Origin of the sequence: Nitriliruptor alkaliphilus DSM 45188, assembly GCF_000969705.1 — a bacterium.
Taxonomy (GTDB): Bacteria; Actinomycetota; Nitriliruptoria; order Nitriliruptorales; family Nitriliruptoraceae; genus Nitriliruptor; species Nitriliruptor alkaliphilus.
In genome coordinates this window covers 1,137,650-1,150,540 of sequence record NZ_KQ033901.1, presented here as the reverse complement: position 1 = coordinate 1,150,540, position 12,891 = coordinate 1,137,650, and the positions used below count along the sequence as shown (strand labels likewise).

Genomic DNA, 12,891 nt, shown 5'->3' with positions numbered 1-12,891 from the left:
ATACCCAACCGTACCAACCGTACTGGCCCGGTCGATGGGACAACAGCACTACTTTCGCCTCATGCTGGGACTGACCGCTGCAACGTCGCGTGCAGCGAGTCGGCACTGCGCTTATCGCCCAACAGGCGACAACCGCGAACGAGGCCCCACTGGCGCTAGGCCGGTGTCCACGATCACCAGCGTCGCCGCTGGGGGTGCCGAGCGAGGAGCCCGTGACGCGTTGGCGCGACAGCGCTGGTGCCGTCGCATCGGTAGCTGGGAGCCAGCTTGGGCTGAGCAGCCTCCTTGCCTTTCCCGGTGCGGAAGCCCGGCTGGTCATCGTCGGGGTCGCCGTCGGGCTGTGCGAGGTCGAAGTAGGGCGAGGTGGTGTCGAAGAACAGCAGATCGACATCCAGCTGCAGCAGGTCGGCGACGGTGAAGAACACGGTTTCCTGGCGCGTCGAGCAGGAAGTCCATCGCTCGGTAGCACGGCTCCGAGTCGACCTCGGCTAGGCGGTCGATGTAGACCTCCTTGCGGATCCAGCGGGTCGCCTCCAGCTTCGACGACGGCGCAGGAGCACGTGAGGCGACCAGCGCGAACAGCACCCGCTCCACCGCCACCACATCCAGCTTGCTGGCCTTGGCGACCTTGATGATGGCCTTGCCGATCCCGAGCCGGTCCCACAGTTGGTCGAGCCCCCACGACCCACTCAGATCGCGGGCGTCGACCGGCTCGAACCCGCCAGCCGGACGCCCTCGCCGGACACCGCCGCCAGCGCGTCGTCATGGAGGAACCGGGCGATCGAGCCGACCAGCCGCTCCAGGCCGTCACGGTCGACGTCCTCGAGCCGGCCGAACGAGAACAGGATCCGCGGCTTGGACGTCAGAACCATGGCGCGGACCGACATAGCGCGGACGTGGGGTCATGGCAGCGGACCCGGCCGCGAGCAACCGGTAGCCGACACCCGGCTTCGCTAGCCGCCCGAGACCGTGATGATGCGCGGGACCACGCGGCGGGGCTCAGCTGGGGTAGCACGCACAACTGCATCGGCCGGTGGTGACCGACCGCGGAGCGCGCTGCGTCGTGACCGGAGGCGTGGGCGTGCTCCGACACCCCAATGAGAACCTAACGACCTTCAGAGCGACGCTGCATCCGCGCGTCGCCCCGCAGCGTCGCCGGTCATCTGCGTGTTGCCTAGCGTGGCGGCAGCCGCAACCTTGTGAGAGACCATGCCACTGCCGTACCAGACACCAGGGCGAGCGGTGGTGCTTGGTCTGTGGTGAAGTCTGGCGGCGGGGTCGCGCAGCGCCGTTTCAATCGATCCGGCAAGGGTAGGTGATGACCCAACCAATCGCACTAGAGTGTCGCCGATACGTCGCTAACTGAGCAGTTCATGTCAGGAAAGTGTGATGCGTTCGCTGCCCGACAAGCCGAGATCGAGTTCGATACAGGCCGAGCTACTTCGGATGGAGAGCGAGGCCGAAGGGCCCCTCGATGTCTGGCTGGAACGCATAGCAACACGGAACCCGCCGCCCGTAGTCGACTATGCCTTCGCGTGCAGCAACCACCGGTCGGAATTTCTTGCACGAGTCTCGGAGTACTCCGAGGACCTTGTACGAATCGTCCTGAGGGGCTTTCTATTCCCTTCCGGCACGCTCGGTCTCGATCGGGTGGGCCACGAGGCACTCAAGAGCTGGCGACGAACGGGAGGCACTTCTCCCGAGAGCGAGTTCGTCCGCCGTCGCGAGCGATACTTCACGCTGGCAGATGCCGGGGTCGTCCGCCCCACCCCACCACCGTGGGAAGGGAACACCTGGGTCCTCGATCTGCTCCCGCACTTTCCTAGGCAAGCACTTGAAGGCCTTCGTGCGTACTTCCTCGCACACGCGCAGCATCTTCCGGACGGACGGCTGAATGGACTCGATGATGCCACCGCCATCGTCCGTGCCCGCTACATCACGTTCGGAATCGGTCCTCACCGCGCCCTCGCAGCGCTGCGCTCTCTGGATCCGCGTGAATTCGAGCATCTTGTGGAGCGCCTCTACCACGCCCGGGGGTACGCGACGACACTGACACGACGATCACGAGACGGCGGCTATGACGTCATGGCAACCTGCGCCGAGCCTGGTAGGCGCGAGCATCTACTGATTGAGTGCAAGCGGTGGGAGAAGAAGGTAGGCGTCCGAGTCGTGCGCCAGCTTCTCGGAACCGTTGCCGAACGAGGAGCGCGAGGTGGCGTCCTAGTCACGACGAGCAGCTTCACCCGCGACGCGATCGACTTTGGACAGGATAACCGCCTCGACTTGGTTGCGTCCGATGCGCTCCTTGAACTTCTCAACAAACACTTGGGCGCGCAATGGCCGGAACGCATCGATCGGCGCATCGCGGAGAGTCTGAGACAGGCAGGAGGGCACGGCGGGCCTGGGGACAGCACGGGACTGACGGATGAAGGAACCGAACCCGCCAACCGAGAACCGTGGGGTGAGTCCCACGTGGTGGTGTAGGAGCAGGCCCGCGACGTCGGTTCCGACGTAGAGCGGGCCACCGTGCAAGTCTCAGAGTTCCTACACAACGAGACGAGCACGATGACCCACTACGAGTCTGCCATCGATGAGCTCGCCGAGCGCCTCCAGGGCGCGGACGCGAGCCTGACCACCTCCATCTCCGACATCCTTGCTGCGGCGTTGCAGGAGCTGATCGAGGCCGAGCTGACGGCCAGGATCGGTGCCGAGCCGGGCGAACGGACCCCGGCACGGACCGCGCAGCGCAACGGCCGGCGACCCAAGCTGCTGTCGACCCCGGCAGGGGATGTCGAGCTCGGGATCCCCAAGCTGCGGCAGGGGTCGTTCTTCCCCGAGCTGCTCGAGCCGCGCCGGCGGATCGACAAGGCGCTGTGGGCGGTGATCATGCGCGCCTACATCACCGGCACCAGCACCCGGAAGGTCGACGATCTGGTCAAGGCCCTCGGGTGCGACACGAGGATCTCCAAGTCCTCGGTGTCGCGGATCTGCAAGCAGATCGATGACGATGTCGCGGTCCTGCGCCGCCGGCGGCTGGATCATCTGCCGTTCGTGTACGTGTGGCTCGATGCGACCTACGTGCACGTGCGCGAGCACGGCCAGGTGGTCTCCAAGGCCGTGGTGATCGCGACCGGTTGCCGCGCTGACGGGCACCGCGAGGTGCTGGGGGTCGATGTCGGCGACAGCGAGAACGAGACGTTCTGGACCGAGTTCCTCCGCGATCTGAAGGACCGCGGCCTATCAGGCGTGCAGCTGGTGATCTCCGACTGCCACGCCGGCCTACGCGCCGCGATCCGCCGTGTCCTGCAAGGCGCGGCCTGGCAACGCTGCCGGGTCCACGCCAAGCGCAACCTGCTCGCGGTCGCACGCCACCAGCACCGCGGGATGGTCTCAGCAGCGATCTCGACCATCTTCGCCGAGAACGACGCCGACGCCGCCCGCACCCAGCTACGCGACGTGGTCGACAAGCTCACCGCCACCGAACCCAAGGTCGCCGCACGGCTCGAGGCCATGGAAGACGACCTGCTCGCCTACGCGACCTTCCCACCCGTGCACTGGCCCAAGATCTGGTCCAACAACCCGATCGAACGGCTCAACCGCGAGCTCAAACGCCGCACCGACGTCGTGCAGATCTTCCCCGACCCCGAGTCCGTCATCCGCCTCGTCGGCGCGCTCCTGGTCGAGGTCAACGACGAACTCGTCGCCGCCCCACGCCGCTACATGGCCGAAGCCACCCTCAGCCCCCTCATCGACCAGGAGGACCGTCTACCGTCCCTGCCCGCAGCACCCCGACACTGACAACGAGACGCACGGTCCTACACCACACGATGGGACGCCATCGAACCGTGAAGGTGCGCGGGGGGTGCCCGGGGCCGGGCCACACATAGCGATCATCGCCGCTCGGGAGGTCCAGCGCCCCGATGTGGGCGAGCCCGAGGGCAGGTTGGGTGCGCGATGGCAAAAGGTTGTCTGTTCGGTTCCCAATGTAGGCACGTGACCCCTAGCAGACCATTGCGCATTCTGCGTAAAGCCCACCCAGGACCCACGCGCTTCCTCCCATCGCGCCTCAAACCATATCGAACTCGTCTGGAAGATTGCCGCCGCTAAGATGACGGTAAGCGGCCGCTCCCAACATCTCAACCGAGCGTCCCGCGTTACTGACGGTGGCGCCGCTCACCACCTCCCGCCACTCAGGCTTGTCTGGCAGTCGTGGCCGATAGGCGGTAGTGAATCGGTCGCCGGCATCGTCGGGGAAGAAGTCCCGCCCCTCGGCGCGGACTTGGAGCGAAATCTCATCCAGGCAATCAACAAGAGCAAATAGATGCTGAGCCGCCGTACCAAGGCGGAGGTTCGCCTCAACAGCGGTCCCCAGAAGCTCCGTGGGCAGCTCAGGTTGACACCGAGTGATTCCGCGAACTAAAGCATCCGACGCCTCGGCGACCCGGTTGGCGAAACGCCGGTAGTCGTCAATGCTGGGAGGACCACCCAGGTCCATGTCGGCCACGCGCATTTCCTCGCCCACGGTCGATAGAGTTGAACCGTACTGGCTGTATAGCGACCAAAGTTCACGAACAGCCTGATCCTTTTGGTGACGTAGAGCTTCCTCAACGCGACGTTCGTCCGAGATAATGGCCTGCTGCAGTGTCTGTTCTTGCGCTTGCACGAGCCTGGACGTCATGTGTACGTACCAAGCTGTCACTCCAACGAGCGCGAGTGTTCCAACGGACTGGAAAGCAAGGGATACGGACTCGCCGATCTCGTAAACCTCGCTAAGTGCGATGACTAGTAGGATGATAAAGATCAAGCAGACGATGGCGGCGACCATTGCCCGTGGGCTAGGTCTTGAGCTGTTGGCAGTCATCCGATCATCCTCGCTGCTCTGTGCTGCTACGCCATTCGGTTAACGGCTCGAGCCTGGGTGGGCATGGCGACCACGGTCAAGTTCGCTGCCCGCCAATTGGTGCTCGCCGAGGGGACGAACCGGGTGCCCAGCGTGAGGTGGTGGTCGGGAATGGTAGGCCAGAGTTGCCCCTCAACCGCGGACTGCTAGCAATACGTTCGTGTTTTCAGGGACCTCGCTGACTCCGTGAGGCTTCGTGGCGAGGGCCGCGGCACTCCCTCGAGCCGTAGTTCGGGCGGCTCCGCGCCCTGCGATGCTGCTCCGAGCAGGTGGTCAACGAGGAGTCGCACGCGTTCAGGATCGCACTCCCCAGCTAGGGACCTAGCTGCGATTTCGCTCGGGCCGCCGCCCCCGCCCGGGCGAGCAGAACGGCGACTCGCGCGGGCCGGCGTGGGCGCTGACGCTTGGCGCCAGATCACGATCGAGGACCTGCGGCTCACGTGGTCCATGGCGGTGAGTCGTCCTCGGGTAGTGGCCAGTCGCCGGCGAGTTGGGGGAAGCACTCTTCCCAGGCGGTGCGCAGGAGCGCCGTGAGGCAGAGGTGAGGCCACTCCGCAACAAGCTGCGGGAAGGTCACGTGTTCGGCGAACTCCTCGGCGGGGCCCGACTCCATCCACACCGGAAGCACGTGGCGACGGACAGCTGCGTCGGCGAGGTCGACCACCCGCACCTCGTCACCGATTCGCGCTGCCAGTTCGACAGGGAGCTCGAGCCGTCCCCAGCGCCGCGGTTCGGTGGTGAGCCTGAGCGGGATGGCGCGGGCGGCGGGTTCCCACTGGGCGTGCGCGATCCGGTTGGCGAGCACGTCGGGGTAGTCGGCGGCGAGTGCCTGACCGAGGGCCCCGCCGCGGGTCCGGCGCGCCTGCACACTTGCGTGCGACCTCGCACCCGTTGCGGCTGAGGAATCCAAGGCCGCCTCAGGCCAGCCCCTCTCCTTCCACCTTTCCGCGGTGGTGGGACCGGTGCCGTCGTGCATCGCGGTGTGCCGTGCAACCTCGGCTTCGCCGACCAGCCGTCGCCAGCGTCGCAACTCGTAGTAGGCCTGGGTGGTGACCTGGACGGGTGGGGTGTTGCCCGTCAGCACCACGGCGGTGCCGTGAGGCAGGGTGCGCAGGAACGCGGGCGGCGCGACGTCCATGCGTTCGGATCCTTCGGAGACCGACAGGCCCCCGTCGGGTGCAGCCGAGACGGTCGAGGACTCGACCCACTGGTCGCCGATCAGGTCTGAGAGGAGCTTGAGGGTGTCGAGGTCCTGTGATCCGGGGAGCCACACCGAGGTGGTGTGGTTGGAGATGACGGTCCGCTCGGACTCGCCGTAGAGCTGGCGGATCTGGGCGCGGTCCTGCCAGATGGTCATCAGGGTGATGCCCTGGCCGGCACCGGTGGATGCGATCTTCGGGAGGGTGTGCAGCGGGGCGATGTTGCCGGCCTCGTCGAGCATCATCAGCAGCGGCGGAGACAGCGGCGCGCCGCCGAGCAGGTTGGCGGACAGCTCCACCGCAGCCCGGTAGACCGCCTGCACGAGGGCGACGAACACCGGCCGCAGTTCGGCTTGTTCGTACTCGGGCGAGACCAGGTAGAGCGTTCCGTTGCGGCGAAGCAGGTCCGCGATGTCGAGGGCGTCGTCGGTGTCCCCAGGGGTGCAGGAGGTGGCCCGGCGGACCCGTGGCGATCCGAACCCGCGGAAGATCGCCATCGCTGTCCCCAGGACCGACCCGCGCGTCTCGACGGGCAGGTCGCGGATGGCCCGCCAGGCTGCCGAGGCGTCCTCGTCGCCGAGCTCGACCAGGATGCGTGCGACCTCGTCGAACGCAGAGCGGTCCACCCAGTGGGAGACGTCCATCATCGTCTTGGAGGTGTTCGCCGCGGCGTAGAGCATCGGGGCGAGCAGTTTGGTCGCGAGGGTCTCCCAGAACTTGGCGGCCTCGTGCTTGTCCTCCACCGAGGCCGCGTCAGCGAGCCAGGTCGCGGTCTTGGTCGCATCGGGGAAGGTGGTCGAGGTCAGGAGTGGCGACCACCTGACCGACGGCAGACCGGTCGACCCCGTGGGGTCGAACAGGCACGCCGGCCCGGTCTCGCCGCGGCGGGCGACGGTGAGGTCGTACACGTCCCGCTTGACCGAGGTGACCACCGCCGGGCCTTCCCAGCGCAACAGGTTCGGGACCACCAACCGGGTCGACTTCCCCGTCCGGGTCGGTGCCACGACCATGACCGATGTCCTCGCCGGTGCAAGGACGTCGTGACCGTCGAAGCTGCCCACCAGTAGGCGACCGCCCGCGGGCGGCTCGGCGGTGCCGGGGCGGGGCTTGGCGACCAGCAGCGCCGCGAGATCGCGTCGACGTGCCCAGGTGTGTGACTCGACGCGGTTGCGGGCGGCCCGCCGGTGGCGCCAGCCGCGTCGCCACTGACTCCACCGCCGTGCGCCATCCCAGACCAGCGCGACGGCGAGCAGCCCTGCGATCGACGCGACCGTCAGTGGCCGCCACCACGCGACGACCACTTCATCGAGGCGGGTGCTGTCGCCGCCGGCGAGGTCGAGGAGCACGCCGGGCATCGACCACAGCGTCAGCGGCATCGGGCCGCCGGTGATTCGAGTCTCCACCCAGATCGCCACCCAGGCCACCAAGGAGACCGCGGTGACAGCGGCGACCGCCGCCAGTGCGAGGGTGGCCCACAGCAGCTCGAGGGAGTTCGCTCCGCCGGCCATGAGCTTGCCCGAGCGTGGCGAGGGCGCGTGGCTGCCGTTCACTCCTGTCCCTGCTCGTCGGCTGCTCGCATCACCTGATCGGTATCGACCAGCTCGCGCTCGACATCGGACATCACGTGGTCGACCAGTGCGACCTCGCGACGTTCGCCTGCCACCACCCACAGCCCGCGACCACGTCCGAGCCGGGTGGTCATCGCGGCCTGGACGTCGTTGAGATCCAGGGTGTCACGCAGCAGCGCCTGCTCGGAGGGCCGCTGCCGGTAGATCACCCACGTCCCCGAGTCGGCGATGACCCCCTCGGCAAGTGCCCGGGTGGTCGACCCGGCCGCGCCGGCGGCGGCGGTGTCCGAGAGACGGTGCATGACGTTGACCACCGAGATGCCGAGCTGGCGGGCCAGCTTCTGGTTGGTCTGGGTCCAGCGGGCCGTGGCCTCGTCGGCCATCAGAGCCCACCCCTCGTCGTTGAGCTGCCACCGCCCGCGTGGTGAGACGTCGGTGGCCAGCTGCAGCCAGGCAGCGGTGCAGATCATCACCAGCGGGAGGGCGGCACGGTTGGCCCGGTACACCTCGGCGACGTCGACCACGGTCAGGTCAGCCAGCGCGTCCGCGTCGAGGTTGGTCTGTCCGGCGAACATCCCGCCGAGGTCACCGTGGACATCGACCAGACGCGCCATGGCCAGCGCCACCTCGCGCGACTCGTCGACCACCCGGCCCTCGGACATGTTGGCCCGCCGGGCCACATCTGGCGGTGGCGCGATGAGCGCCTCGGCCAGCTTCGGCAGCGTCGCGACCTGACCGCGACGGTCAGCCTGCGGGCGAACACCGGAGGTCAGCTCCAGACCGGAGACCCGCGCGAGCGCCGCAGCCAGGACCACCATCTCGATCTGCCGGCAGGAGCGTTGCAGCGTGGCCTCCAGCAGCGCCCGGACCGTCGACAGATTGCGGTGGAACAGGTCGGTGGGCGACAGCGAAGCGCCAGCCGCACCAGGGTCGAGCGGGTTGAGGACGGTCGAGCCACCCGGCGTGAGGCGCACCGGCTGGACACCGGCTGCGGTCGCCAGCGGTCCGTACTCGCCCTTGGGGTCGATGATGTGCGCGCCTCGGCCGAACTCGAGGCCACGCCACACCAACGTCTTGGCCAGCGACGACTTACCTGACCCGACGTCGCCGATGATCAGCACGTTGGGGTTCGACAGCCGTCCCTGCTGGTAGAGCACCCACGGATCCCAGGTCCAGGTCCCTCCCGTCGGCGACGGACCGATCGCCAGCCCCTGGGTCGCACGGGTGCCGGCGCGCGAGGCGACCTGGAACGGGTAGGCCGCCTCCATCGCTCCCGCCGACACCTCGAAGGACGGAGCCTTGACCTCCCAGGCGATCCTGCCGGCGAACCGGCGCCGCTGACCGCGCCGATCGCCACGCCGCCGGTAGCGGCCCATCGCCGCCCGCCGCTCGGCGAGCTCCTCGCTGCGTTGGCGGCGACGATCAGCTCGTAGCTGGCCCCGCTCGGGCCGGCGACCTCCCGGACCCCGCCCGGTCGCGGCCAACCGATGCAGCTGACGGCTAGAGCGCCGAAGTGGCCACCTCATCGTGCGCCCCGGCACAACGGCAGGGTGAACCCCGCAGCCTGACGTTGGGTGCCGGCCATCCGGCGCAGCTCGAGCCCACATCGCCGCCCGGCCGCTTCGAGCTGTCCGACGGAAGCGTCGAGCTCGGCCGGGGACGCTGCGGTGACCGTGATGAGCCACACCACGCGGTACACGGCGCGGCCCTCGACGAGGTCCTGTTCACGCTTGGCCGCATCGCCGTGCTCGCGGCGGTGGCGGGCCGTGGTGGCGAACCCCCACCGTGCCCGGACCGCCTGCTCGGCCTCGGCTCCGACCTGCTGGGTCTGAGCGCGCCGCTCGGCGACCTCCATCGGGGTCGGGACGTACAGCAGCGACATGCGCCGTTGCGCCGGTACCCCGATCAGCAGATGCTGCAGGAAGTCGCCAGTTACAGGCCGGGTCGGCGGCCCGACCACCTGCAAGGTGGTGGACCATCCCGAGTCGTGACGCAGCATCGACCACTGATCGACCATCCCGTACGGCCCCGCCGCTGACGGCTCGACACCGCCGCCGGCGTTGACGTCATCGCTCTGTTCGGCCAGGGCCACCCGCGCAGCCGGGTCGAACCCGACCCGCAGCACCTGCGCGATCGCCCTGGCCGGCAGCCAGCCGTGAACCTCGAGCCCGCAGCCGCTCAGCGCCTCCTCCACCGCGGCGGCCCGGTCCATCAGGACCTTCCCGGCGCCGACGGTCCCACCGCCGGCCTGGCGAACTGCCCGTCGTGCCGCTCGGGCATCCAGCGCGATGGCGACCAGTAGGCGGTGCTCCTGGGACGCAGCACCTGATCGGGCCAGCACGTGGCGGTAGGACTGTGCGGCAGCTTCCGGTCCCCGCCCTCCGTGGCCGTCGTGGTAGCCGACCAGCCCCTCGACCGAGGATGGCCCCGCCGTGTGCACGACCTGGACCCGGCAAAGCTCCGGCATCGACTGCGCGATGTGATCGAGCGTGGCGCCCCAGGCGGAGACGCGTGCCTGCTCGTCACACGGGTCGAGGAACAGGAAGTCCTCGCCGGACACCTCCGCGACCGCGACCAGGCGGTGGCGGAAGGTGTCGACCACCACCCCGTACTCGGCCGGAGTGGCGTTGGCGACCGACACGGCCGGCGAGGGCGCCAACGAGTGCAGTTCGAGCCCGAACAGCTCCCCCGGCAGGTCGAGGGTCTCTGGCGGCAGGTCGACCGACAGATCGGGTGAGGCGTAGAACTCGTTGTTCCTGGTCGCCGCCGCCCACCCGAACGCGACCCACACTGGCACCCAGTCGATCGCCGGTCGGCCTCCCACACGGACGAACACCGCTGCCAACAGCGCCACGATCGAGATGGCGGCGAGCAGCAGCGCGGCAGCGGTCTGCACCGCCATGGCCAGCACGAACGTGACCCCTGCCAGCCCCACCGCGACCAGCCGCGGAGCCGACAGGCCGAGCATCAACCCTGACGTCGTGGGTGCCGGGAACTGGTAGCTGCGCAGCTCAGACACGTGACGGCTCCGCAGCCGGACGCGTCACCGCCGACTGCCAGCCACCAGCGGTGGGTACAGGCGTCGTGTCCGAGGTCGAGCTCACAGCATGGGACGCCGGCGGCGACGAGGCCGTGGCGCCGGCGCCGGATCCCGTGAGGGCGCCGCCACCGGTCGGAACCTGCGCAGCGCTGCTTGGGCTCGTGGCAGGGTTCGAGTTCTGCTGCTGGCCGGCCCCACCCGCGGAGGACGAGGGTCCGGACCCTGAACGCGCTCCGGCTCCCGCGCTGGCCGGCGCGGCCCCCGCGGCCGCGAGACCGCTGGATGCGGACCGTCCTCCTCTGCTGGAACCACCCCGCCCGCCTGGTCCACCGCCACGGCCGCCACCCGCAGGGCCGCCGCCGTTCGGACCGTCGCCGGGCAGCCCACCGCTCGAGGGTCCGCCGGGGGCGGCGCCTTCGAGCGCGCTGGCGCCGTTCTTCGCCCGAGCCCGGCTGACCGAGCCCGCAGCGGCGCTCACCGCGCCCTTGGCTGCCAGTGCGCCCGCACCGAGCGCCAGCAGCTTCGAGCCGCCGGACATCGACTGGACCGCGGTCTGCAGCTCCGGAGCCCCGACCACTCGAGCCAACGCCGCCGGCGCCAGTGCGGCCAGCAGCAGACCGAACGTGCCGAAGATCAGCCGGTCGACCCCTTCGGGCTGACCCATCGCGGTGTTGGTCACCGCGAACATGGTCAACACGGCCGCGTCGGCGACCAGCACCGCGAAGGCCAGGCTCCACACCCGTACCTGGACCCGACGCATCGGCGTCCACACCGACAGCGCGTGCGCGATGGGCAGGATCACGATGATCGCGGCCAGCAGCACGGGACGCATCGCGAGCAGGAAGTAGATGTACAGCGAGGTGAACACGATCACCAGTGCGGCCAGGAAGGTGACGAACAGCTCGGCGCCGCCCTCGCCCGCCTGGGCGGTCTCCATCAGGACCTCCTGCAACGGCACCAGCGGCGCATCGACGGTGGTCCCCGACGCCTCCAACGCGAGCCGCCCTACCCCGGACAGTGCCCCACCCACCGCGAGCAGCACGCCGGCCCCGACGGTGGCCAGCATGCCGGCCACGATGGCACGGAAGACCGCCTGCACGATCCGGACCGCGTTGCCCTGGAGCATCCCGGCGATGACCTCCGCCAGCAGTGTCCCGACGGCCACCAGCATGGCCAAGGTCAGCAGCGGCAGCGCCGGTCCCTCGAGCACCGGCGTGTACCAGTCACGGTTGACCGGCTCGGTCGCTGCCTGCACCGCCACGAGGTCCAGCGCCCAGAACGCGCCGCGGAGCACCCACACCGTCAGCTCACCGCCGGCCTGGCCGAGCAGGTTCTGTGACCACTCGTTGCCGGCCCACGCCACCCCCAGCGTCCCAGCCAGCGCCACCACCCCGATCGCAACGAAGGGGATGGCCCCCTCCTCCCCAGTGACCTGCCTGCGGTCGATCATCGACCATCCCCTACCGGCAGGGGGAGGGTCGACAGCGCGTCACGCACCAGGGCGCGGGTGCGTCCGGGTGCGGTCGGTGGCGCCTCGACCATCGGCGTCGGGCCTTCGACCGAATCCAGCGCGGTGACCGTCCACGTGTCCCCGTCGGCGACGAGCTCCACCGTCGAGGTCGTGAACAGGGCCCCGCCCTGGTCGCCGACACCTACCAGCGTCATCGCCCACACCTCGACGGTCGCGGCTTGCCCGTCGGAGGCGAAGGCCTCGAGGCGGACCGCGAGCGGCGCGAAGTGGTAGGTGCGCCGCGACTCGGGCTGGTCGGCCCAGCCCGAGAGCTCGAACTGGACGCGCGCCGCGTCGACCTCCCGGATCTGTGCGGCCGCCTCCTCGGCGGTGAACACCACCTCGGCGACCTCGGCGAACCGGATCGGATCGAACACGACCTCCCCCTGGCCGGTGACCGCCACGGCGGTCGCCGCTGCCGAGGCGGCGCCATCCGGGGTCAGCGGGAACCGCCACGGCACCCCGTCGACCAACGCCGGTGCACCGAACGCCACTCGCCCGCCGGTAGCTGAAGCGGTGGCAGCCGTCTGCCCCGCCGCCGTCACCGCCGGTCCAGCGGACAGCCCCTGCCAGGCCAGGAAGCCGCCCCCGACCACCAGCGTCAACGCCAGCGCGACGGCCACCGCGAGCCAGACCAGCTGTGCCGCGGTGCGCGAGCCGTAGTCGCCGGCCAT

10 protein-coding genes are annotated in these 12,891 nt (G+C 69.2%); 2 read left to right on the top strand and 8 right to left on the bottom strand.

Features of this window, described 5'->3' with window-relative positions; all coding sequences use genetic code 11:
* Positions 1-173: 173 nt before the first annotated feature.
* Both NITAL_RS05405 and NITAL_RS05400 read right to left on the bottom strand, forming a co-directional pair.
* Positions 174-425 (bottom strand): hypothetical protein, encoded by a 252-nt coding sequence (locus tag NITAL_RS05405; protein WP_052665118.1) that lies wholly within the window; start codon positions 423-425, stop codon positions 174-176.
* Positions 426-689: 264 nt separating this feature from the next.
* Entirely contained in the window at positions 690-872 is a 183-nt protein-coding gene (locus NITAL_RS05400) for a hypothetical protein (RefSeq protein ID WP_157041635.1), read from the bottom strand.
* A 517-nt stretch (positions 873-1,389) separates the two neighbouring features.
* Between NITAL_RS05400 and NITAL_RS26255 the strand changes: the two genes are divergently transcribed.
* Both NITAL_RS26255 and NITAL_RS05390 read left to right on the top strand, forming a co-directional pair.
* The gene (locus NITAL_RS26255) at positions 1,390-2,484 is read left to right on the top strand and encodes a restriction endonuclease (protein ID WP_083441248.1); all 1,095 of its coding nucleotides are present in this window, start codon (positions 1,390-1,392) and stop codon (positions 2,482-2,484) included.
* An 81-nt stretch (positions 2,485-2,565) separates the two neighbouring features.
* A complete protein-coding gene (locus NITAL_RS05390) occupies positions 2,566-3,798 on the top strand; it encodes an IS256 family transposase (RefSeq protein WP_052665115.1) in 1,233 nt (410 codons plus the stop codon).
* A gap of 268 nt (positions 3,799-4,066) precedes the next feature.
* Here the strand turns inward: NITAL_RS05390 and NITAL_RS05385 are convergent, their stop codons facing one another.
* The 6 genes from NITAL_RS05385 to NITAL_RS05360 form a co-directional block, all read right to left on the bottom strand.
* Positions 4,067-4,861 carry a hypothetical protein gene (locus tag NITAL_RS05385; RefSeq protein ID WP_157041634.1) on the bottom strand — a complete coding sequence of 265 codons (795 nt, stop codon included), beginning with the start codon at positions 4,859-4,861 and terminating at the stop codon, positions 4,067-4,069.
* Positions 4,862-5,336: 475 nt separating this feature from the next.
* A complete protein-coding gene (locus tag NITAL_RS05380) occupies positions 5,337-7,607 on the bottom strand; it encodes a type IV secretory system conjugative DNA transfer family protein (RefSeq protein ID WP_211262217.1) in 2,271 nt (756 codons plus the stop codon).
* Positions 7,608-7,645: 38 nt separating this feature from the next.
* Positions 7,646-9,151: a helicase HerA domain-containing protein gene (locus NITAL_RS05375; protein WP_169786737.1), complete on the bottom strand. Its 1,506-nt coding sequence runs from the start codon at positions 9,149-9,151 to the stop codon at positions 7,646-7,648.
* Positions 9,152-9,189: 38 nt separating this feature from the next.
* On the bottom strand, positions 9,190-10,686 hold the full coding sequence (locus tag NITAL_RS05370) for an SCO6880 family protein (protein ID WP_052665111.1): 1,497 nt from the start codon (positions 10,684-10,686) through the stop codon (positions 9,190-9,192).
* Positions 10,679-12,157, bottom strand: a complete 1,479-nt coding sequence (locus tag NITAL_RS05365) for a hypothetical protein (RefSeq protein ID WP_052665110.1) — start codon at positions 12,155-12,157, stop codon at positions 10,679-10,681. The genes NITAL_RS05370 and NITAL_RS05365 overlap by 8 nt, the downstream gene beginning before the upstream one ends.
* Complete coding sequence (locus tag NITAL_RS05360; RefSeq protein ID WP_052665109.1) at positions 12,154-12,891, bottom strand: hypothetical protein; 738 nt, start codon at positions 12,889-12,891, stop codon at positions 12,154-12,156. Before NITAL_RS05360 ends, NITAL_RS05365 begins: the two co-directional genes overlap by 4 nt.